This is a genomic window from Mucilaginibacter sp. Bleaf8 (assembly GCF_018390515.1).
Lineage (GTDB): Bacteria > Bacteroidota > Bacteroidia > Sphingobacteriales > Sphingobacteriaceae > Mucilaginibacter.
The window spans coordinates 1652885-1674142 of sequence record NZ_JAHBBK010000001.1; the positions used below are offsets into that span (position 1 = coordinate 1652885).

General features: G+C 45.1%; 21 protein-coding genes. 13 read left to right on the plus strand and 8 right to left on the minus strand.

All coding sequences use genetic code 11. The annotated features are described in order from the left end of the window. The first annotated feature begins 51 nt into the window (after positions 1 to 51). Both KHS38_RS07155 and KHS38_RS07160 read left to right on the plus strand, forming a co-directional pair. Positions 52 to 639, plus strand: a complete 588-nt coding sequence (locus KHS38_RS07155; RefSeq protein ID WP_213487806.1) for a HupE/UreJ family protein — start codon at positions 52 to 54, stop codon at positions 637 to 639. After that, complete coding sequence (locus KHS38_RS07160) at positions 639 to 2981, plus strand: M1 family metallopeptidase (protein ID WP_213487807.1); 2343 nt, start codon at positions 639 to 641, stop codon at positions 2979 to 2981. Before KHS38_RS07155 ends, KHS38_RS07160 begins: the two co-directional genes overlap by 1 nt. Before the next feature lie 74 nt (positions 2982 to 3055). Here KHS38_RS07160 and KHS38_RS07165 read toward each other — a convergent pair whose 3' ends face one another. Both KHS38_RS07165 and KHS38_RS07170 read right to left on the minus strand, forming a co-directional pair. After that, positions 3056 to 3418 carry a superinfection immunity protein gene (locus KHS38_RS07165; protein WP_213487808.1) on the minus strand — a complete coding sequence of 121 codons (363 nt, stop codon included), beginning with the start codon at positions 3416 to 3418 and terminating at the stop codon, positions 3056 to 3058. A gap of 187 nt (positions 3419 to 3605) precedes the next feature. After that, complete coding sequence (locus KHS38_RS07170) at positions 3606 to 4010, minus strand: hypothetical protein (RefSeq protein ID WP_213487809.1); 405 nt, start codon at positions 4008 to 4010, stop codon at positions 3606 to 3608. A 232-nt stretch (positions 4011 to 4242) separates the two neighbouring features. Here KHS38_RS07170 and KHS38_RS07175 point away from each other — a divergent pair, with 232 nt between their 5' ends. From KHS38_RS07175 to KHS38_RS07200, 6 genes are all read left to right on the plus strand, one after another. Continuing rightward, positions 4243 to 4731, plus strand: coding sequence for a hypothetical protein (locus KHS38_RS07175; protein WP_213487810.1), 489 nt, complete (start codon positions 4243 to 4245; stop codon positions 4729 to 4731). Positions 4732 to 4986: 255 nt separating this feature from the next. Then, positions 4987 to 6159, plus strand: a complete 1173-nt coding sequence (locus tag KHS38_RS07180; protein ID WP_213487811.1) for a glycoside hydrolase family 172 protein — start codon at positions 4987 to 4989, stop codon at positions 6157 to 6159. A gap of 163 nt (positions 6160 to 6322) precedes the next feature. Further along, on the plus strand, positions 6323 to 6868 hold the full coding sequence (msrA, locus tag KHS38_RS07185) for a peptide-methionine (S)-S-oxide reductase MsrA (protein ID WP_213487812.1): 546 nt from the start codon (positions 6323 to 6325) through the stop codon (positions 6866 to 6868). Positions 6869 to 6986: 118 nt separating this feature from the next. After that, positions 6987 to 7790, plus strand: coding sequence for a 5'-nucleotidase, lipoprotein e(P4) family (locus KHS38_RS07190; RefSeq protein ID WP_213487813.1), 804 nt, complete (start codon positions 6987 to 6989; stop codon positions 7788 to 7790). Positions 7791 to 7855: 65 nt separating this feature from the next. Beyond that, positions 7856 to 8725, plus strand: coding sequence for an aldose 1-epimerase family protein (locus KHS38_RS07195; protein WP_213487814.1), 870 nt, complete (start codon positions 7856 to 7858; stop codon positions 8723 to 8725). Between the two features lie 109 nt (positions 8726 to 8834). Then, entirely contained in the window at positions 8835 to 9176 is a 342-nt protein-coding gene (locus KHS38_RS07200; protein WP_213487815.1) for a hypothetical protein, read from the plus strand. 64 nt (positions 9177 to 9240) lie between these two features. Here the strand turns inward: KHS38_RS07200 and KHS38_RS07205 are convergent, their stop codons facing one another. Together KHS38_RS07205 and KHS38_RS07210 are read right to left on the minus strand one after the other, a co-directional pair. Then, positions 9241 to 11913, minus strand: coding sequence for a DNA gyrase/topoisomerase IV subunit A (locus KHS38_RS07205; RefSeq protein ID WP_213487816.1), 2673 nt, complete (start codon positions 11911 to 11913; stop codon positions 9241 to 9243). 101 nt (positions 11914 to 12014) lie between these two features. Further along, positions 12015 to 12542, minus strand: a complete 528-nt coding sequence (locus KHS38_RS07210) for a YdeI/OmpD-associated family protein (RefSeq protein WP_213487817.1) — start codon at positions 12540 to 12542, stop codon at positions 12015 to 12017. Positions 12543 to 12708: 166 nt separating this feature from the next. Here KHS38_RS07210 and KHS38_RS07215 point away from each other — a divergent pair, with 166 nt between their 5' ends. Further along, entirely contained in the window at positions 12709 to 13134 is a 426-nt protein-coding gene (locus KHS38_RS07215) for a nuclear transport factor 2 family protein (RefSeq protein ID WP_213487818.1), read from the plus strand. A 59-nt stretch (positions 13135 to 13193) separates the two neighbouring features. On the opposite strand, the gene KHS38_RS07220 is transcribed toward KHS38_RS07215, so the two are convergent. The 4 genes from KHS38_RS07220 to KHS38_RS07235 all read right to left on the minus strand — a co-directional run bounded on the left by KHS38_RS07220 (position 13194) and on the right by KHS38_RS07235 (position 17144). Next, complete coding sequence (locus KHS38_RS07220; protein WP_213487819.1) at positions 13194 to 13856, minus strand: GDSL-type esterase/lipase family protein; 663 nt, start codon at positions 13854 to 13856, stop codon at positions 13194 to 13196. Then, a complete protein-coding gene (locus KHS38_RS07225; protein WP_213487820.1) occupies positions 13853 to 14347 on the minus strand; it encodes a cytidine deaminase in 495 nt (164 codons plus the stop codon). The genes KHS38_RS07220 and KHS38_RS07225 overlap by 4 nt, the downstream gene beginning before the upstream one ends. Positions 14348 to 14491: 144 nt before the next feature. Then, complete coding sequence (locus KHS38_RS07230) at positions 14492 to 16372, minus strand: DNA topoisomerase IV subunit B (RefSeq protein ID WP_213487821.1); 1881 nt, start codon at positions 16370 to 16372, stop codon at positions 14492 to 14494. 121 nt (positions 16373 to 16493) lie between these two features. Then, positions 16494 to 17144, minus strand: coding sequence for a hypothetical protein (locus tag KHS38_RS07235; protein ID WP_213487822.1), 651 nt, complete (start codon positions 17142 to 17144; stop codon positions 16494 to 16496). A gap of 112 nt (positions 17145 to 17256) precedes the next feature. On the opposite strand from KHS38_RS07235, the gene KHS38_RS07240 reads away from it, so the two are divergent. The 4 genes from KHS38_RS07240 to KHS38_RS07255 all read left to right on the plus strand — a co-directional run bounded on the left by KHS38_RS07240 (position 17257) and on the right by KHS38_RS07255 (position 21099). Further along, the gene (locus KHS38_RS07240; protein WP_213487823.1) at positions 17257 to 18582 is read left to right on the plus strand and encodes an APC family permease; all 1326 of its coding nucleotides are present in this window, start codon (positions 17257 to 17259) and stop codon (positions 18580 to 18582) included. 209 nt (positions 18583 to 18791) lie between these two features. Continuing rightward, on the plus strand, positions 18792 to 19628 hold the full coding sequence (locus KHS38_RS07245) for a beta-1,6-N-acetylglucosaminyltransferase (RefSeq protein WP_213487824.1): 837 nt from the start codon (positions 18792 to 18794) through the stop codon (positions 19626 to 19628). Between the two features lie 14 nt (positions 19629 to 19642). Continuing rightward, on the plus strand, positions 19643 to 20017 hold the full coding sequence (locus KHS38_RS07250) for a sugar 3,4-ketoisomerase (RefSeq protein WP_213487825.1): 375 nt from the start codon (positions 19643 to 19645) through the stop codon (positions 20015 to 20017). Then, on the plus strand, positions 20014 to 21099 hold the full coding sequence (locus KHS38_RS07255; protein WP_213487826.1) for a DegT/DnrJ/EryC1/StrS family aminotransferase: 1086 nt from the start codon (positions 20014 to 20016) through the stop codon (positions 21097 to 21099). Before KHS38_RS07250 ends, KHS38_RS07255 begins: the two co-directional genes overlap by 4 nt. Positions 21100 to 21258 lie beyond the last annotated feature (159 nt).

Consider the following 21258-nt stretch of genomic DNA (forward strand, 5'->3'; position numbering starts at 1 on the left):
TCTAAATTATGCAAATTTAAACTATTATTACGGTTTCATTATTTTAAGCCGATGCATGATTTTTCGTTATATTTTCAATTAGGCTGGCAACACATCTGCGACTGGCAGGGTTATGACCATATTTTATTTGTTACCGCCTTATGCGGCGTTTACCTGCTGGCCGACTGGCGCAAGGTACTTGTGCTGGTTACGGCCTTTACCGTTGGGCACTCGCTTACACTGGCGCTTAGTGCATTAAATATTTTGCACATCAATACCTCACTTATCGAGTTTTTGATTCCGGTTACCATCGTATTTACCAGTTTTATTAACATTGTACGCAAAAAACGCTCGCCGGCCACCATGAAGGTTACCTATATACTGGCCTTGTTTTTTGGATTGATACATGGGCTTGGATTTTCCAACTATCTGAAAAGCTTGCTGGGAAAAAGCCAGAATATTATACCGCAGCTATTCGCTTTCAACCTTGGGCTGGAGTTTGGGCAGCTGCTTATTGTAACAGTTGTGTTGCTTTTAGCTTTTGTGATGCTTAATTTGTTACGCATACAGCGCCGGGAGTGGACATTGTTCCTTTCATCTGCTATATTTGGCATAGCGCTCATTATGTGTATTGAACGTTATCAGTTAATCCGTTTTTAATGAAGAAATTTTACTCACTTTTAGCCGGCTCATTATTGCTTAGCTGCCTTACCCAGGCGCAGCAATTGCAATACAATCCAGGCTCTAACCATGGCAATAAGTTTGAACAGCTGGGACAAATGCTGGCCGACCCGAATATGTACCGCTCGGCATCGGGCGCACCGGGGCCAAAATACTGGCAGCAGAAAGCCGATTACGAGATTGATGCCCGTTTGGACGACGAAAAGCAACGCCTGGATGGTACCGAAACCATTACCTACTCCAACAACTCGCCCGACCCGCTGACTTACCTGTGGCTACAGCTTGACGAAAACGAGCATAAAAAGAATGCCGAGAGCGCCAAGTTTGATGAGAGCCGCATGCAGGATAAAATGAGCCTGCGCCAATTGCAAAGCATCATGGGCCATAATCTGGAACTGGGTAATCACATTGTTTCGGTTAAGGATGCCGCCGGCAACAACCTGAAATATACTATTAACGAAACCATGATGCGTATTGACCTGCCGCAAACCCTGCCGGCTGGCGCTAAATTTAAGTTCAAGATTGTATGGTGGTATAATATATCTGACCGCTTAACCATTGGTGGCCGTGGCGGCTATGAGTACTTCCCCGAAGATAATAACTATCTGTACACCATGGCGCAGTGGTATCCGCGCATGGCCGTGTACAGTGATTTTCAGGGCTGGCAGCACAAGCAGTTTACCGGCCGTGGCGAGTTTGCCCTTACCTTCGGCGATTTTAAAGTGAACCTCAACGTACCTGCCGATCACGTGGTGGATGGCACCGGGCAGTGCTCCAACTATGCACAAACGCTTACTGCCGCACAATACCGCCGCTGGCAGCAGGCCCAAACCGCCAAAGAGCCGGTTGAGGTGGTTACCCTGGCTGAGGCTAAGCAGGCTATGAAAGGCCACAGCAAAGCCCGCAAAACCTGGACCTGGCATGCCGAGAATGTGCGCGACTTTGCCTGGGTATCATCACGCCGTGTGGTGTGGGATGCTATGGGTGTACAGATTGATGGCGGCAAAAAGGTAATGGCCATGTCGGTTTACGGGCCGGAGGCTTATCCGCTGTACCGCCGTTACTCTACTAAAGTAGTAGCGCATACTTTACGCACTTACTCAAAACACACGTTCCCCTATCCTTACCCTTGTGCTACTTCGGTTGAGGCCAGCAACGGTATGGAATACCCGATGATTTGCTTTAACTATGGCCGGGCCGAAAAGGACGGTACTTATAGTGAGGCTACCAAAAATGGAATGATCGGGGTAATTATCCACGAGGTGGGTCACAACTTTTTCCCGATGATTGTGAATTCCGACGAGCGCCAGTGGAGCTGGATGGACGAGGGCCTGAACACCTTTTGCCAGTACATGGCCGAGCAGGAATGGGATCCGAACTTCCCGTCGAACCGTGGTCCGGCGTACAAGATTGTGGATTACATGAAACTGCCGAAGAATGAGCTGGAACCCATCATGACCAATTCCGAAAACATTGTACGTTTTGGCCCTAATGCTTACGCTAAGCCGGCTACCGCACTGAACATTCTGCGTGAAACGGTGATGGGCAGGGAGTTGTTCGATTATGCCTTTAAAACCTACTCGCACCGCTGGGCCTTTAAGCACCCTACACCTACCGACTTTTTCCGCACGATGGAAGATGCTTCGGCGGTGGACCTGGACTGGTTCTGGCGCGGATGGTTTTACAGCACCGACCCGGTTGATATTTCTGTAGACAGCGTAAAATACTACCGCCTTAACACCAAAAACCCGAAAACCGAAGCGTCGTTTGACCGCGAACAGTTTGACCGCAACCTGCAAAACATCAGCACCACCCGCAATAAAGCTGCCGGTACTCGCTTTGCTGTAGAAGCCGACACGGCCCTGCAGGATTTTTACAGCAAGTACGACCGCTTTGCCGCCACACCGGTAAGCGAGGCCAGCTATAAAGCTATGTATGATGCCTTATCGCCGGAAGAGAAAAAGCTGTACGATACGCAGAATTATTTTTACGAGATCAGTTTCAGCAACCAGGGCGGTACACCAATGCCTTTGATTATTGAGTGGACGTATGCCGATGGCAGCAAGGAAGTGGAGAAAATATCGGCCTACATCTGGCGCAAAAATGAGCAGAAGGTAACCAAGGTATTTGCAAAAACCAAAGAGGTGCGCGGCATTAAGCTTGACCCTTACCGCGAAACGGCCGACATTAACGATACCAATAACAGCTGGCCACGTGAATACACGCCAACCCGCTTTGAACTGTTTAAACAGCAAAACACCATACGCGGTGCCAGCACCGGCGGTAACCCGATGCAGGAAGCGAAAAAAACGCAACCGTAATATGAAAGCCGGATCCAAGAGGTCCGGCTTTCATATTATACACAGTTAACAGTAATGCTTGTTGCATACAAGCATTACACATCGCTGTTTAACAGTTTCTGCTTCTTACTATCATATTCAGATTGAGTAATTGCGCCATTATCCAACAATTGTTTATATTCTAACAACAGTTCTGGATTTGACTTAGAATACGATGGTGCTGTAATAGGTGAACCGAACTGTGCAGGGGGAACGTTATCTTTTGTAAGCGCCCAAATGAGTGCCCCCACCCAACCAATCAATGTCCAGCCAAGAAGAAAATTCAAAAGCGCAATAGAGATCGCATTCCGTTTGTTTCTGCCAACGATTGCAGGCAGGAAGTACAAAGGAAAGACCACTATCATTAATATTATTTCTGGAGCTCCCAGAACCGCCGAAAGTAAACCACTGAAATGCATAAATAAGGAATTGATTTAGGTGCTAATTTAAAATATTATTTAATAACTATTCCCGCTATTCCTAATTTCTACATTACAAACTACTATATCGGCAGGCTTCGGTCTGCCGCCCAATCTATACACACTAAAACAACAAAAGCGCTGATTACAATCAGCGCTTTTGTTGTTTCAATCACTTTACCTGAATTTATGAAGCTTTCAGGGTAGAGATATGGTTTACAATCTCATTTAGGTTGTTGCTGCCGTAAGGGCCGCCCAGCGTTTCATCGAAAATAGTTTCGGTACCTATAACAGGAATATCAACCGTAATTTGTATGTGCATGGAAATGTAGCTACCCGAGTCGGAATAGTTGGAAATGGTAACCGTTACTTTCGGATTGTCGTTCACTACAAAGCTGCCATTGCCACTAACGGCATAGGGGCCACCAGAAACTGTTCCGCTTTTGATACCAGAATACTGCGCCTGGTAATTCAGCCCGAATGTATCCGGTCCTGTTAGTATCAACGAAAGTGTTGTAGTAACAGTTTCTTTAACAGGCCATACGCCAAACGTATGCTTGTCGGTTTTTGTGTCGATTACAGAATTTGCCATAAATGTTAGTTTGTAATTGTGTTTTATGCTTACTCTATTCAGGCTTTTCAGCTTACACCTTTAGTAATCAGGCCTTGATTATTTACTCAAAGTTAAAATCCATTCAACTAAAAGATTATCAAAATAATACGCAGTAAAGAACATACGTATTTATACTCAACTTATATACCCTCAAGGGCCATAGCATCTTCGCCACTTTAAACTTTTAACCCAGCCATCGGTTTATGCTACTATGAAATATATTATTCCGATCTGTATGGCAGCGTTGGCTATAGCATCCTGCTCATCACCGCAAAATAACACGAATACTGCCGATACCGTTTCAAGCAGCACCACCACCGATACCATTATTACCGAACGTGATGTACCCAGCGCGCCCGTTCATGACACGCTGCGCTTTGTGCGTACCGAGGGCAAAACCAATCTGGATAGTACCACCGTTTACCTCAACCTGCAGGGCGCAACGGTAACCGGGCAAATGAACTGGACACCTTATGAAAAAGACAGCCGTAAAGGCACGCTAAAAGGCACCCGCAGCGGCGACATGATTGATGCCACCTGGACGTTTATGCAGGAAGGCATGACCGATACGCTGGCTTTGAAATTTGAACTTAAAAATAATCAGCTACTACAGAAACCTTTAAAGCTCAACACCAAAACCGGCCGCGAGCAAACCGACGAATCCGCCGATTATACGGTAGCTTACCAAGCCAAAAAATAAAAATATGCTCCATGCGCCGGTATGCGTTAGGGATTGCAGCGTATACCGGCCCTGCGCCTAAGGCCTGCAGGCGTATGAGCGGAAAGCCCGGCCCACAGGGAAACGCCCACAATTATTCACTTACCGACAACAAACTTTTCGTTTAATGTAAACACCTATTTGGACAGCTAAAGCCAAATGCTTTATTTTGGTTACATCAATAAGCTATAAAACCACCCCGGTTTAGCTATTGATGTAACTAACCAACATTAAACTATGAAAAAGTTTGTACTGCTTATTACTTCGGTATGGCTTGGCCTATGCGCCTATGCGCAGCAACCGGCAAAATTTAATGGCCTGGATATGAACATGGGTAATTTATCGCGCCTGTCGGATGCACAAACCCGGTCTATCAGTCCCGAAAACTTTAGCGGCAAAAAAGGACAAGGCGGCATGGCCGACCCTGTAGCCGACAAAGGCAAACGTAATGTGGCCAACGCTGCCGACCCGGCCGGTATACTGGGTAAGGGCTGGAAAGTGAACCCTTTTATCATCATCAACCCCAACGAAACTTTTACTATTGCCGAGATGGACGGCCCCGGCGCCATTCAGCACATTTGGATGACGCCTACCGGCAACTGGCAGTTCTCGATTATTCGCTTTTACTGGGACGATGAAAAAGAACCTTCGATAGAGGCACCCATAGGTGCATTTTTTGGCATGGCCTGGAACCAGTATGCGCCGCTCAATTCACTTGCCATAACCGTAAACCCGGGCAGCGCCTTTAATTGCTACTGGAAAATGCCTTTTCGTAAAAAGTGCCGCATTACGGTTCAAAACATCAACAACCTGGAACCTATGCGCCTGTACTACCAGGTAGATTATACTTTAACCCCCGTTGGCGAATATGAAGGTTATTTCCATGCCCAATACCGCCGCTCAGCGCCAGGTAACGGTTCGCTGCATACCATTGTGGATAACATTAAGGGCAAGGGCCAGTACGTGGGTACATTTATGGCTGTGGGCGTTCGCAACAACGGTTGGTGGGGCGAAGGCGAAATCAAATTCTTCATGGACGATGATAAAGATTACGCCACCATTGTAGGCACCGGTACGGAAGATTATTTTTGCGGATCGTATAATTTCGAAAACCAGAAAACACACCAGTACGAGGAGTACTCCACCGCCTATGCCGGCCTGCACCAGGTAATAAGGCCCGATGGCGTGTATAACTCACAGGAGCGGTTTGGCATGTACCGCTGGCATATCATGGATCCGGTACGGTTTGAAAAAGGCCTGAAAGTAACTATTCAGGATTTAGGCTGGCGACATGGTGGCAGGTACCTGCCGCAAAACTCGGATATTATTACCGTTGCTTACTGGTACCAACGCGAGCCGCATACCCATTTCCCCAAAATACCGGGCCGCGATGTACTGGAAATTAACTAAACGACCTGCTATATTGGCAGCGTTCTAATTATTTCAAACTGTATTCAATGGGCCCACGTAATTACCTAAAGGCCCATTAGCCTTTACAGGCCGCAGGTTATTTAGTTTAACATTTGCATGATGTATTAAAATCGCATTGGCATACTTTTCGTAAATATTGGGTATGAACATACAGAAAGCCACATTTGGCAGCGGTTGCTTTTGGTGTACCGAGGCCATTTTCCAGACAGTGAAAGGCGTTGAGAAAGTTGTTTCGGGTTATACCGGCGGCCATGTCGAAAACCCTACCTATATGCAGGTGTGCAACGGTGATACCGGGCATGCTGAAGTGATTGTAGTAGAATATGATGCAGATACCATAAGCTTTGATGAGCTGTTACTGATATTTTTTAAAACGCACGATCCTACTACCCTAAACCGCCAAGGTAATGACGTGGGTACGCAGTACAGATCAGCTATATTTTACCATAATGATGAGCAAAAGCAACATGCCGAAGCCATGATAAAAAGACTGACCGAAGAACAGGTATTTGACAGCCCTATTGTTACGCAGGTGGTGCCTGAAAGCACTTTCTATTCGGCCGAAGATTACCACCAGAATTACTTTGTTGATAATACGCTGAAGCCATACTGCGCTTTTGTAATACAACCCAAGCTAAACAAGTTTGCCAAAGAGTTTACCGAGAAGATTAAACCGGAATTGTTATAAAAGCTGTACTGATTAAACAACAGCAACACCAAACGCCATGGCCTTTACAATGCAGTGGCGTTTTTTATTTTGCCTTATTGTTTATTAGCTTTGGATGACTTGTACAATGCACCGCATCATGAAAAAAATTTCAGCTTTACTTATATCAGCGCTGGCTTTAGTTACGGCCTGCAAAATTCCTCAAAAAACAACATCCGTATCATTGGCCAATGGCGGTAAAGTATGGTCATCATTATGGCAGCAACGTTCGGCCGAGTACAAGGCGTTGTGCTTTCAGGCTTATAATATAGCCAGGCTACGTTTGGATGAAGCGGTAAAGCAACCGGGCAGCAAGCCGCTGGCTCTAGTTACTGATATTGATGAAACCGCTCTGGACAACAGCCCTTACGATGCTATGCGTGCTGCTAATAACCAGGAATATGATGCAGCCACCTGGAAGGCATGGACGGCCAAAGCAGAGTGTGATACTGTGCCTGGCGCGCCGGCATTTTTTAAGTATGCCGCCAGCAAAGGCGTATCGGTGTTTTACATCACCAACCGTGATGAAGACGAGCGCACCGGCACGCTTAAAAATTTGCAACGCTACGGATTTCCTAATGCCGACAACGAGCACTTAATCCTTAAAACCAGCTCATCAAGCAAAGAGAGCCGCCGCCAGCAGGTATTAAGCAAATACAACATTGTTTTGTTATGCGGCGATAACCTGCTCGATTTTGATGTGCTGTATGACAACCACCCGGCCGAGCAAAACCGCGAACAGGTAACACAAAGGCTGATGCAGCAATTTGGTAGCCGCTACATCATTATACCCAACCCATCTTACGGCGATTGGGAAGGCGCCTTGTTTAACTTTAATTATAAGCTTACGCCTGCCCAAAAAGATTCGGTAATAAAAGCCCATTTAAAAACCGACCGCCAATAGCGTTGGATTATCAAACCTATACGGTACCCACTTGTTGTTAGCTTGTTCTTACTCCCAACATATATATGACTATCATTGAAAACGACTACCTGAAAGTAGCCATTAGCAATAAAGGTGCGCAACTGGCATCACTATTCAACAAAGCAACGCAGACAGAGCATATGTGGCAGGCCGACCCGCAAGTGTGGCCCTGGCATGCACCAAACCTTTTTCCGGTTGTGGGTGGCTTAATTAATAACGAGCTATTGGTAAACGGTGATAAGTATCCGCTATCGCGCCACGGCTTTGCCCGTCAATCAGAGTTTGTATTGAAAGATGCCGGACAGCAAAGCGCCGTATTTTCCTTGCAATACTCTACCGATACGCTAAAGGCTTATCCTTACAAGTTCGATTTTCATGTAATGTATGATTTGATAGATAATGCCTTACGGGTTACCTATAAAGTGCTCAATTTGGATAATAAGCCTATTTATTTTTCTGTTGGCGGGCACCCGGCATTTAATGTGCCTTTTAACGGCGATGGTGCTTATGAAGATTATTACCTGGAGTTCGAGAACAGTACCGGCCAGCTTGAAACACATCTGCTATCAGCCGAAGGGTATTTCAATGGGCAAACCCAGCCGGTGGAGCTGCAAGGCAACCGTTTACCACTGACTAAAAATCTGTTCAATAACGATGCGCTTGTGTTTAAAAATATACAAAGCCGGGCAGTAAGCATTAAATCAGCTAAACATGCGCAAACACTTACGATTGAATTTCCGCATTTTGACTACTTAGGCATCTGGGCTAAACCGGGGGCCGATTTTGTATGCATTGAGCCTTGGCTGGGCTGTGCAGATACTGAAAATAAGGCTGTTGACATACAATTTAAAGAAGCCATTCAAAAACTGGATGCCGGGCACGTATTTGAAGCACCTTACTTTATCAGTATTTAAAGCAGTTTTTTTGAACTTTTGTAATACGAATGGCTGCAAAATTGATATTCTGAAAACATTCTGTTAAAAACAGAGGTTTGTTTAGAAAGTAAATTTAATCTACACCCGTATGAAAAAGAAAATCTATCTATTTGTTACGATGCTGATGCTGAGCTTCGCTGGTTTTACATCACAAGCTGCAACTTTGAATGATGGCCACAATGGCTACACCAAAGAGGCGATTGCTAAAATGACCGTTGAAGAGAAAAACGCCCGTATTGAGGAAATCAAAACCCGCGTTGACGAGATCAAGGCTATGGATAAATCAAGCCTGAACAAAGCAGAACGCAAAGAATTAAAATCAGAACTGAAAGAACTGAAAAAAGAAGCTAATGCCTTAGGTGGCGGTGGTGTTTACCTGTCAGTAGGTGCTATCATCATCATCATCCTGGTATTGATCCTGATTCTGTAATCAGTATTTCATACCATATAAAAAAGGAGCGTTTCATAACCGAAACGCTCCTTTTTTATTTTATTCAGAACAAGCCCAACTGCCCTTTGCCCAGCTCCACATCATCGGGGTTGGTAATTTCCAGGTCGATGATTTTGGTTGCTGTTTCGGGGTCGGTATCAGGCCCTGCCTTTTCCGGCTGATCTTCAGGTGCAGGTTGCGTATCGGTTACCGAATCTGGCGCCGGATCAGGTACATCCTCTGCATCGTCATGCTCGGCCAGCAGCTGCACGGTTTGCACTACATGGGCCGACAGGCGATTGCCCATTGCTTTCATACCCTTTACATCAATCAGGTCGGTCAGGTTCAGTTCAACCATTTCCAGTATCTGCGCTTTGCCCTTTAGCTGCTCCACCTTAACTACCGGCTGTGCTGCGCCCGAAATCAGGATTAGTTTTGAACCCGGCTCCTCGCTGATAAAGCTGACCGGCTTGCCAACAATGATATTCTCAAACACAAAGCGTTTAACCAGGTAGTTTTTAGACTTACCATCGTAATGCACTACCGAGTAAACCTTTTCCGGCTCGTATTTCTCAATCACCATCATCTTATCATCAAAGTGATTGTTAAGGTCAAAGCTGGTCAGTTCATACACACCGTTGCTCATGATGGTCAGTATTTTATCCTCACCATCAAACTCGCCCAGGTATTTACCGCGGCCGTCAACGTTCAGGCGTTTCAACACATCGTCATACCATATTTTGCGGCCAGCCAGGGTAGATACACCTTTTGATTTCAGCGTAATTTTTTTAACCGGATATTTGGTTACCTGGTTACCAATTGATGCGCGCCCTTTAATGGCAATATTGGCAAAGTCCTCGTCAAACTGCAGCTTTTTAAGCTTGGAGTGCGGCTTAAGCTGAATGTTCACTACCTCGGCCTCGCCATTCGGGTTGGCGCTGAAGTAAAGCACACGTGTACCTTTGGTGCCCTTGGTCAGGTCGTATTCTTTATCGCGGGTTACCCCAAGTACCGAAAATCGCTTAATGTAGGCTGTACCGCTTTCACCATCTTTATAGATCATGTTATAAACGGTACGCTCATCGTTTTTCTTAAATACAGCTACGTGAATGATGCCTTTGCCTACAAACACCTTATCCTGTACTTTGGTAATCATGCATCGGCCATCTTCGCGGAAAACGATAATCTCGTCAATGTCGGAGCAGTCGCACACAAATTCGTCTTTTTTCAAGCCGGACCCCACAAAGCCATCTTCGCGGTTTACATACAGTTTTAGGTTAGCTAAAGCTACCTGTGCTGCTTCCACCCTATCAAAGGTGCGCAGCTCCGTTTTACGTCCGCGGTCTTTTCCGTATTTCTCTTTCAGTTTCTGGAACCAGGCAATGGCATAATCGGTCAGGTGTTTCAGGTTATGCAACACCTCTTTGATTTCGGCCTCCAGCGCTTTCATCTGCTCATCCGCTTTTTTAACATCAAAACGGGTGATGCTGCTCATAGGCTTATCAATCAGCCTTTTATAATCCTCCGGCTGTATGGTACGATAAAACTGCGGGAAGAAAGGCTCGAACAAGCGATTCAATACAGCAATTACAGTATCGAAATTGCCAGAGCTTTCATAATCGGGATGCTTGTACATACCCTCCTGGATAAATATTTTAAGCAACGAGCTGAAGAAAATCTTTTCCTTCAGTTCCTGCAAACGTATTTCCAGTTCCTTTTGCAATAAGCCTTTGGTGTGCAGTGTACTTTGAATCAGCACATCGTTCACACTCATAAAGTGCGGCTTATCATCCAGGATAATACAGGTATTGGGCGATATGGAAACTTCGCAGTCGGTAAAGGCATACAGCGCATCGATAGTCACATCGGGCGATATGCCCGGTGCCAGGTGCACCACTATCTCTACATTTTGCGCGGTGTTATCTTCAATCTTTTTGATCTTGATCTTACCCTTGTCATTAGCCGCAATTACGCTGTCAATAAGGCCGCCGGTAGTAGTAGTAAAAGGTATTTCGTTAATTACTAACGTTTTTTTGTCCTTTTCCACAATCTTGGCCCGCACGCGCACTTTGCCGCCGCGCTGCCCCTCGTTATAGTTGGAGCAATCGGCCATGCCACCGGTTGGGAAATCGGGTAGCAAATCAGGCCGGTTACCGCGCAGTACTTCAACTGAAGCATCCAGCAGTTCCACAAAGTTGTGGGGCATTATCTTGGTAGCCAAACCTACCGCAATACCATCCGCACCCTGTGCCAGCAGCAGCGGAAACTTAACGGGCAACGTAATCGGTTCGCGGTTACGGCCATCATAGCTGGCCTGCCACTGGGTAGTATCCGGGTTAAATACAACATCCAGCGCAAACTTGGATAAGCGCGCCTCGATATAACGGGGTGCCGCAGCCGAGTCGCCGGTTACCGGGTCGCCCCAGTTGCCCTGGCAATCAATAAGCAGGTTTTTTTGCCCTATTTGTACCATGGCATCACCAATGGAGGCATCACCGTGTGGGTGATACTTCATGGTATTACCAATTACGTTGGCCGCTTTATTAAAGCGCCCGTCGTCCATCTCTTTTAAGGAGTGCAGGATACGGCGTTGTACCGGCTTTAAACCATCATATATATGCGGAACAGCACGATCAAGGATTACATAAGATGCATAGTCCAGAAACCAGTTTTCATACAAACCGTCCAGCGCGGTAACATTATGCAGCTTATCGTTTGAATCTAAAGTATCTGACATTTTAATCAATAGAAAAGTTGAGAACAATCAGCAATAACACAAATACGTTTTGCTAATTTTCTTAGACAAATATACATAAAAGGTAGCTAAAAGCTGCGCTTTTACCTCAAAAAGTGGTCGTCAGGCTGCTTTTTGGAAGCCCTGATCATTTGCGGATAATCCCACTTGTTGGCCATTGCATTACAGGTTAGAGCTATACGCTTAGCGCGGGTAGGTTCCGTTTTGGCGCTGTTAATCCAGTTAACAAAATACCGCCGGTGAGACTCGAGCAGCGTATTGAAGTAAGCCCATGCATCGGGGTCGTCCGTCAGGCATTCCTGCAGGTCATGGGGCACCGTCAGTTTAAAATCATGATCAACCTCCATCTCTACCTGCAACACCGCACCTTCGCCTTTGCGCACGCCCTTGCGCATTTCGGCATTTAAGGACAAAATAAAATTACCCTCTCCCATAGGTACCAGGGCAACACCGGCAAAGGGGTAATTATCCAGCCTACCACGCACCCGGAATGATTTGCGGTTACCCGGCTTTAATTGCTGAGCAATATCAGCCGGAACATCAATACATGTCCAGCCGGTTTTTTCGCCCATTGTACCCATTTTATAGATAAGTGTACTGAATGTTACCATGTTTGCTAAATAAATACCAAAAGGATCGGCAATTTGTGGCGAATGGGCCTAAATGTTAAAAATATGTTAAATCGTAAATATTTCTATACTTTGCTGTAACGAATTGATTTGTGATGCTGTCTTATGAGTATAAAATTAATTAATAAACATTAAAATACTCTATATCATGAAAACCTTAAAATCACTTTTATTCGCAGCTTTATTAATGGTATCAACCCTGGTTGTAAAAGCCGATGAGCCTAATGCTGTTAAACTTACTAAAACTTATGCTATCAACACTTACATCAGTGCGGTAAGCCAAGGCAAAATGCAAGGATTAAATGACATTGTTGACGCTAACGCTAAATTCAGCATGTTGCGTGGCAAACAGTTATTAACCTTTGATAAAGCTGATGTATTGAACTTTATGGTTAAAAATGCCAATGTGAAACAAGAATGCACCACTACTGCCTCTGTAGTTGAAAGCAACACCGACATTACCGTAGTAAAGGTAGACATGCAATACAACAATTTTGTACGCTCTAACTACGTAACCCTTGCCAACACCGGCAATGGCTGGAAAATAACCAACGTTTATTCTGTATTTAAATAAGCGTTAGTTTTTTGTTTGATTAAGTAAGAAAAGCCGCTCAGTAGTGCGGCTTTCTTTGTTTATTTTACATAAGGTTTTAAAACTTTTTGCCACTGATCATAACCCGTGGGTTTTAGATGCAGATAATCGCCTTTGAAATAGGCTGAATCGGGCTGATGTGTTTTGCTGTTCCAAAGTGGCGTATTCACATCCAGAAAATACGTTTTTGGTTTACCGGCAATAATTTTTTTAATCAGCTGGTTGGCCTTAGTTACTTCCTGATAATATTTCGCCCGGCTGGGGCTTTGCTTTATAGACAGGAAATAGATTTGTGTATTGGGCAGGTTGTCATGAATTTTTTGCCACATGGCGGCAAAGTCCTGCGCTACTTCGGTAGCAGGTATGCCATCTGCAATATCATTTTCGCCAGCGTAAAAGAATATCTTTTTAGGCTGGTACGGATACAAAATGTAAGGCATAAAATATTGCAACCACTCGCGTAACTTACTGCCGCCTACGCCTCTTTTGGTTACCGGGTATTGCGCAAAGCGCTGCTCCAAATCATCCCATAACCGGATAGACGAACTACCGGCAAACACAATTCCACCTTTTTTAGGAAAATTCAAACTATCCTGATGCTTAAATGCCTGTATCTCGTTCCCGAACGGAAACTTATACTGTTGTGCTGATACTGATAAGCCAAGTGCAATTAACACCAGCAGTAAACCTAATTTTCTTTTCATACAGTTAATGCTAAACGATCTTCAAAAAACACGAAAGGCAAAAAGCTTTCGATTCCGTGAGTTACCCATATAGGGCCGTCCTGGCAATATAGTATGATTTTTATTTTATCGCCCTGCTTTTTTTCATACTCGGCCAGTACCTGCAGGCAGGAGCCGCAGGGCGTTATGGGCTTAGTGATGGTAAACTCATGGGTATGTGCAGTAACAGCCATAGTTATCACCGGATCGTCGCTGTGGTTAGCGCCCCAATGAAACAAGGCCACACGCTCAGCACAAAGGCCTGACGGATAGGCTACATTTTCCTGATTACTCCCGTAAATAATTTTGCCGCTTTGCAGCTGCATGGCCGCCCCTACCCTAAATTTGGAGTAAGGCGAGTGTGATTGATGCAACGCTTTTACCGCTTCCAAACACAAATCTTTATCTTGTTTATCCAGCTCCTCTAAAGAATGATATTCTTTAAAGGCAATTTTAATTTCATGATCGATCATTCAAGTACACTGGCTTCTTATAAAATTCAAAGAAGCTCTTTTTCTAAAAAATTAACATCCAATTAAAAAGGGCCTATAAGTTACAACTTTTTATTGAAAAAGCAATAGTAACTTACAGGCCCTCGCCTTTTAATGTTAAAAATATCAGGCTATAGCCATCTCCTCCTGAGCAATAAGCGGATTTACGGCTTCATCGTCCTTTTCAACGCGTAGGTTTTGCACAATATGCTGCTGACGCGTAGGTGTGTTTTTACCCATAAAGTATTCTAGCAAACCTTTAATATTGGCATCTTTCAGAATAACCGGATCCAGGCGCATGTCTTTGCCGATGAACAGGCCAAACTCATCTGGCGATATCTCGCCCAAGCCTTTAAACCGGGTTATTTCGGGTTTGTTGCCCAGCTTGGCTATAGCGTTGCGGCGCTCTTCGTCGCTATAACAATAAATGGTCTCTTTTTTATTACGCACCCTAAACAACGGCGTTTGCAATATGGATACGTGACCAGCCTTTACCAGATCGGGGAAGAACTGCAAAAAGAAGGTCATCATGAGCAGGCGAATGTGCATACCATCCACATCGGCATCGGTAGCAATCACAATATTATTATAACGCAGGGCATCCAAACCGTCCTCAATATTCAGGGCATGTTGCAGCAGATTAAACTCTTCGTTCTCATAAACCACTTTTTTGGTTAAACCGAAGCAGTTAAGCGGCTTACCTTTTAAGCTGAATACCGCCTGCGTTTGCACATCGCGCGATTTGGTAATGGAGCCACTGGCCGAGTCGCCCTCGGTGATGAACAGGGTAGTATCCTGCTTACGCTCGTGGTTATCATCAAAATGAATTTTGCAATCGCGCAGCTTACGGTTATGCAGCGATGCTTTTTTGGCCCGCTCATTAGCCAGTTTTTTGATACCGGCAATATCTTTACGCTCGCGTTCCGATTGCAGAATGCGTTTCAATAAAGCATCGGCCGTTGCCGGGTTTTTGTGCAGGTAATTATCCAGCTCGGTTTTCACAAAATCACTGATAAAGCCACGCACTGTTGGCCCATCGGGACCAACGTTTTGCGAACCCAGTTTGGTTTTGGTTTGCGATTCAAAAACCGGCTCCTGCACCTTGATGGCAATAGCGCCTACAATGGATGCACGAATATCGGCCGCATCATAATCTTTTTTATAAAACTCGCGCAGCGTACGCACCACCGCCTCGCGGAAAGCGGCCTGGTGGGTACCGCCCTGGGTAGTATGCTGGCCGTTAACAAAGGAGTAATACTCTTCGCCATATTGCTGCCCGTGGGTCATGGCTATTTCGATATCTTCCCCTTTCAGGTGAATGATAGGATAACGAAGGTTCTCGGTATCAGTATTACGCTCTAACAAATCGCGCAAACCATTTTGCGAAAAGAACTTTTGTCCATTAAAATTGATGGTCAGCCCTGCGTTCAGGAACACGTAGTTCCAGATCATATTCTGCACAAACTCCGGTATAAAGCGGTAGTTGCGGAAAATACTGTCGTCGGGCATGAAGTTAATGGCAGTACCGTTGCGCTGGGTGGTCTCTTTTTCGGCCTCATCGCGCACAATATCACCTTTTGAAAACTCGGCCAGCTTAGTACGGCCATCACGATAAGATTGCACGGTGAAGAAGGCAGACAAAGCGTTTACTGCTTTGGTACCTACACCATTCAAACCTACCGATTTTTGGAAAGCCTTACTATCATACTTACCGCCGGTGTTGATCTTGGAAACACAATCGATCACCTTACCCAACGGTATACCACGGCCATAATCGCGCACGGACACTTTATGATCGCTCATGTTAATATCAATGGTGCGACCAGCTCCCATCACAAACTCATCAATTGAGTTATCCACAATCTCTTTCAGCAACACGTATATACCGTCGTCATAGGCCGAGCCATCGCCAAGCTTACCGATATACATACCGGGCCGCAGGCGGATATGCTCTTTCCAGTCGAGCGAGCGGATACTGTCTTCACTATAATTTACTTGATCTGCCATGTTAAAATTCCGGAAATTCATGACAATGCAATACCTGATAAACTGATTATCAGCACTTGATTAACATTGCCTGTTACAACTCAAATATACTAAAAAAGTTGGCAACCGCCAAGATTGGGTTTTACTTAAAACGAAGGCAGTTACGTGCCAAACTTACATTCTTAAAAAACCCGGGGCCTTTATCGTTAGTTAAACACAAGGCTATGATGGTACCCACATGATCTTTTTGCACGGCTATGAGCAAGGCATACTGGTAGTGGCGGGTATCGGGCGAATCGGCCAGATTGATGAGGTAGGTCTTACCGGCATCGGCATTGTACTGCTGTAGTGCCTCCTCTGTAAGATTACGGGTAAAGTATCTACTGTCGCCGCTTAGCTGCATGGCATAAGCATTTAACACATCTTTATACAAAGAATCTGGATTGGCCTGCTCGCTGCCGCTTATACCTTTGGTACGCTCGTAACTTTGCCAGTTGCGGGCCAGGGGTTTCATCTCGAGCCAAATTTCAAAATCATGACCAGGGAGAGTCATCCCATAATCAAACGAAAAGTCTTCATTATTGGGCACCTTGATTTCCTTAAATCCTTTAGGAAATTTAAAGTCAGCACCAGCCTCTTCGGCCAGTTGCCTGAATGCCGCATACCCGCTACTCTGGTTTGGCTCTGCCTTATGATGCCTCGGTTTAGCCTGCGCCCAAACAGCAATGTTCACAAACAGCATAATTGCTGTTGTAACAAGTGCTATATTTAGTCGCTTTTTAAAATATTCCATTTCTTAGTTGGCACCGGGCGTATGCTGGCCTTTTAAATTAAGAAAAGTCCGGTTTAGTTAAAACAAAAGTATAACATTAAATCAAAATTTCATATTAAGCTTACGCTAAGCCATGCATATTAAGCCCAAACTTACCCGTTTTGATCTCACCATGATCGTGATCAGCCTTATCATCGGCACCGGCATTTTCAAATCGCCGGGCGAAGTGGCTGTGCGGGCAGGCAGCCCAGCGCTGTTTTTTTCGGCATGGGTGCTGGGCGGCGTAGTTACGCTTTGCGGCGCGCTTACCTTTGCCGAAATAGGCGCCCGTTATCCAACAACCGGCGGCTTTTACAAGCTGTTTTCTTACTGCTACCATCCGGCTTTTGCTTTCATGATCAATTGGATTGCCATTTTAAGCACCACCGCTTCGGTTGCAGCCGTATCATTAATCGGGGCCGAGTATATTATCCCTTTACTGCCAACCAGCCTGCAAACAGGTACAGGCACCAAGCTCACCACCATTGGCCTGGTATTATTGGTGTACCTTATTAATTTGCTGGGTATTAAAATGAGCGCCCGTGCGCAAAACCTCCTTACTATATTTAAGGTTGGGATGATCATTACCCTTTGCCTCGCCATTTTCCAAAGCAACGGACCTGTAGCTGCTGTAAGTCCTGTAATGCCGGCCGGCAACCCGTTGGCTTCATTTGGATTGAGCCTGGTAGCCGTATTTTTCACCTACACCGGTTACCAGCAAACCATCAATTTTGGCGGTGATATTATTGATGCAAAAAGGAATATTCCGAAGGCGATTATTACCGGCATCATTGTGGTAATAGGCGTATACCTGGCCATCAATTTTGCTTACTATTACGTGCTGGGCATAGGCGGTTTGCAGCAAAACCAGGCACTCGCGGCAAAAATGGCTGCTGTAGTATTTGGCCGGGTTGGCGAAAGAATTACCTACGTACTGATGTTTGTATCGGTACTGGCTTATGTAAATGTGAACATGATGTCGGTACCACGCGTGTATTACGCCATGGCCGAAGACGGCATGCTGCCTCCAATATTTAAACGCGTAAACCCGCGCACCCAAACCCAGGAGGCCGGCATGAGTATTTTTGCAGGCAGCGTTATTATTATTCTGTTACTGATAAGCTCGTTTGGCGAGGTGCTTAATTATGCCATGTTTTTTGAATGTATTGGTTTGGCTACCGCAGCTATGGCCATATTTATATTACGTAAACGCACCGCCCATCTCAACAACAGCGGCATTTACACCATTAAGTGGTACCCGGTGGTTCCGCTGTTTTTTATTGCCGTGTACTGCTTTGTAACCTTCAGCATTTTTATGGCCAACCCTAAGGCAACATTAGTTTGTCTGGCCGCCTTTGTAATTGGTTTGGGTATTTACTACCTCAGGCGCAATAGCGCAAACACGATAAAACAGGAATAAATTCCACTTATAATCAATCCATTAACTTTTACCAAGCCTCTTTCTAAATCCCTTTGCCCCTATTATTCGTAGCTAAAAGTTAGCTGATACCGTATCCGGCTGGTACTTGCAATTAATGTCTGATGATTCTTGGCATGATATTGTTACGAGTACACTAAGGTTGCTTCTAAAAACAGGAAGAAAACAGACCGGATCAAGTTAACTATTACATGAAGATTGCGCACCTGATACTTACTTATACTAATCCGAAACTTACTGAAAGACTCATCAAGCGTTTAGCACACCAACAGTTCGATTTCTATATACACGTTGATAAAAAGTTCAGCATTGAGCCCTATCGTTATTTAAAAGCCTATCCGAACGTTTACCTGATTGAGGATCGTGAGGATGTACGCTGGGCGGGTTACAACACCATAAAAGCGACATTCAAATGCATTAAAGAAATTGTGGCAAGCGGTATACAATACGATTACATCAACTTTATTAGCGGGCAGGATTATCCCATTAAGTCGGCCCAATACATGCTCGATTTCTTTGAGCGCAACAAAGGCAAGCAGTTCATCGAATTTCAGAGTATAGAAAACCAATGGATAGAGGCCCAGGAGCGCATTAACCGTTATCACTTTGTGAATTTCACATTCAGGGGCCGTTATCTGGTAGAAAGACTATTGAACCTGTTTGCACCCAAGCGTACTATGCCCGATGATTTGAAGCCTTTTGGCAAGGCGATGTTTTGGATGCTTAACCCCGAACGCGCCATGTATGTTGTAAATTATGTAGAAAGCCGCCCTCACCTGCAACGTTTCTTTTTATTTACCTGGGGTAGCGATGAATTTGTTTTTCAAACCATTTTAATGAATTCGCCCTACAAAGATGAACTGGTAAATAACGATTACCGGTACATCGACTGGTCGGACGGTGGTGCCCACCCCAAGGTGTTAAAGATAGAAGACTTTGAAAAGCTAAAAAGGTCTGACGATTTATTTGCCCGCAAGTTTGCGACCAACGAAAAAAGCAAGCTGCTCGATATGCTCGACCAGCTTTAAATCAACTCCGTTTTATGGCACAGATTATTCATATTCCAACCTTCAGCGATAGCCGCGGTAACCTGAGTGTGCTCGATGAGGCCGTTCCTTTTCCTATAAAGCGCCTGTTTTATATTTACGGAGTAGATAATTCGGCACGTGGCGGGCACCGGCACCATATCACCGTACAGGTTGCTATTTGCATAAAGGGCAGTTGCACCATTGTTAATGACGATGGCAACGCCACCCAGCACTTTGAAATGGATTCACCTAATAAAGGCCTGCTTTTAGAACCGCACGACTGGCACGTGATGACCAACTTTAGCCCTGATGCCATACTATTGGTGCTGGCCTCAACACCGTTTGATGCCAACGATTATATTTTTGCCCCTTACCAGCATACCGCATGATACCATACGAAAATCTGCTTGAAGTAAATAAATCCTTCACTGATGCTTTTAGACAGCAGTTCGACGATTTTTTAAGCTCTGGCTGGTATATATTGGGCAAGCAGGTGAACCAGTTTGAAGAGCAGTTTGCCAAGTGGAACGAGTCGGCCCATTGCGTAGGCGTTGCCAATGGGTTGGACGCGCTTTCCCTTTCGTTACAGGCCTGCGCCTTTGCCCCCGGCGATGAGGTAATTGTACCCTCCAACACGTACATTGCCACCATACTATCCATCCTCAATAACAACTTGACACCGGTATTGGTTGAGCCTGATATACGCACCTATAATATAAACCCTGAGCTTATTGAGCAAGCCATCACACCAAAAACGCGGGCCATTATGGTGGTACACCTGTATGGCAAGTGTTGTGATATGGATGCCATACTGGCCATCAAAAATAAATATAATTTGGTACTGATTGAAGACTGTGCACAGGCGCATGGCGCAGCATACAAGAACCAAAAAGCAGGTACCTTTGGTGAATTTGGGGCTTTTAGCTTTTATCCTACCAAAAACCTCGGGGCATTGGGCGATGCCGGTGCGGTAACAACCAGCAATAGCCAAACAGCCAACATTATCAGGCAGTTACGCAACTACGGCTCATCGGTTAAGTATTACAACGAGCGCATTGGCGCCAACTCCCGGCTGGATGAATTGCAGGCGGCTTTTTTAAATATTAAATTGCAAGCGCTTGATGATATCAACAACCATAAACGCAGGCTGGCCGCCATGTACCTGCAAAAATTAAAAAGCGATTACATTTTACCGGTTACAGGCGATGACTATCACGATGTTTATCACATCTTTAACATCCGGCATGAAAAGAGAGATAAGCTTAAAGCCTATTTGCTTGAAAACAGCATTGGCACCGAAATACACTATCCTTTGCCACCCCATCAGCAAAAAGCATTGCTACCCCTGTTTGAGGGCAGGCATTTCCCGGTAGCTGAGGAAATTCATCAAACCACACTAAGCCTGCCTTGCTCTTACTGCCACACCGAGGCCGACATTAGTTACATAATCGGCAAATTGAATTCGTTTTAATTTATCACCAGTTGCGTTAATTGCCGTGCATCTTACTTAATTTTATTGCCGTTGTTGATAAGATATATACAACTACAATATATTTTTGCCGTATAAAGGCTATTGAGTACTTTAACCGTATTTAGCCGCGTAATTTAGTGCGTTACTGAGACTAAAACA

Bases quoted from the DNA above. Each gene is read 5' to 3' on its own strand.
- KHS38_RS07235 (WP_213487822.1), bottom strand. From the start codon at position 17,144: ATGGAATATTTTAAAAAGCGACTAAATATAGCACTTGTTACAACAGCA.
- KHS38_RS07195 (WP_213487814.1), top strand. From the start codon at position 7,856: ATGACTATCATTGAAAACGACTACCTGAAAGTAGCCATTAGCAATAAA.
- KHS38_RS07160 (WP_213487807.1), top strand. From the start codon at position 639: ATGAAGAAATTTTACTCACTTTTAGCCGGCTCATTATTGCTTAGCTGC.
- KHS38_RS07210 (WP_213487817.1), bottom strand. From the start codon at position 12,542: ATGGTAACATTCAGTACACTTATCTATAAAATGGGTACAATGGGCGAA.
- KHS38_RS07175 (WP_213487810.1), top strand. From the start codon at position 4,243: ATGAAATATATTATTCCGATCTGTATGGCAGCGTTGGCTATAGCATCC.
- KHS38_RS07205 (WP_213487816.1), bottom strand. From the start codon at position 11,913: ATGTCAGATACTTTAGATTCAAACGATAAGCTGCATAATGTTACCGCG.
- msrA (WP_213487812.1), top strand. From the start codon at position 6,323: ATGAACATACAGAAAGCCACATTTGGCAGCGGTTGCTTTTGGTGTACC.
- KHS38_RS07215 (WP_213487818.1), top strand. From the start codon at position 12,709: ATGAAAACCTTAAAATCACTTTTATTCGCAGCTTTATTAATGGTATCA.
- KHS38_RS07250 (WP_213487825.1), top strand. From the start codon at position 19,643: ATGGCACAGATTATTCATATTCCAACCTTCAGCGATAGCCGCGGTAAC.
- KHS38_RS07165 (WP_213487808.1), bottom strand. From the start codon at position 3,418: ATGCATTTCAGTGGTTTACTTTCGGCGGTTCTGGGAGCTCCAGAAATA.
- KHS38_RS07200 (WP_213487815.1), top strand. From the start codon at position 8,835: ATGAAAAAGAAAATCTATCTATTTGTTACGATGCTGATGCTGAGCTTC.
- KHS38_RS07180 (WP_213487811.1), top strand. From the start codon at position 4,987: ATGAAAAAGTTTGTACTGCTTATTACTTCGGTATGGCTTGGCCTATGC.
- KHS38_RS07220 (WP_213487819.1), bottom strand. From the start codon at position 13,856: ATGAAAAGAAAATTAGGTTTACTGCTGGTGTTAATTGCACTTGGCTTA.
- KHS38_RS07230 (WP_213487821.1), bottom strand. From the start codon at position 16,372: ATGGCAGATCAAGTAAATTATAGTGAAGACAGTATCCGCTCGCTCGAC.
- KHS38_RS07170 (WP_213487809.1), bottom strand. From the start codon at position 4,010: ATGGCAAATTCTGTAATCGACACAAAAACCGACAAGCATACGTTTGGC.
- KHS38_RS07240 (WP_213487823.1), top strand. From the start codon at position 17,257: ATGCATATTAAGCCCAAACTTACCCGTTTTGATCTCACCATGATCGTG.
- KHS38_RS07155 (WP_213487806.1), top strand. From the start codon at position 52: ATGCATGATTTTTCGTTATATTTTCAATTAGGCTGGCAACACATCTGC.
- KHS38_RS07225 (WP_213487820.1), bottom strand. From the start codon at position 14,347: ATGATCGATCATGAAATTAAAATTGCCTTTAAAGAATATCATTCTTTA.
- KHS38_RS07255 (WP_213487826.1), top strand. From the start codon at position 20,014: ATGATACCATACGAAAATCTGCTTGAAGTAAATAAATCCTTCACTGAT.
- KHS38_RS07190 (WP_213487813.1), top strand. From the start codon at position 6,987: ATGAAAAAAATTTCAGCTTTACTTATATCAGCGCTGGCTTTAGTTACG.
- KHS38_RS07245 (WP_213487824.1), top strand. From the start codon at position 18,792: ATGAAGATTGCGCACCTGATACTTACTTATACTAATCCGAAACTTACT.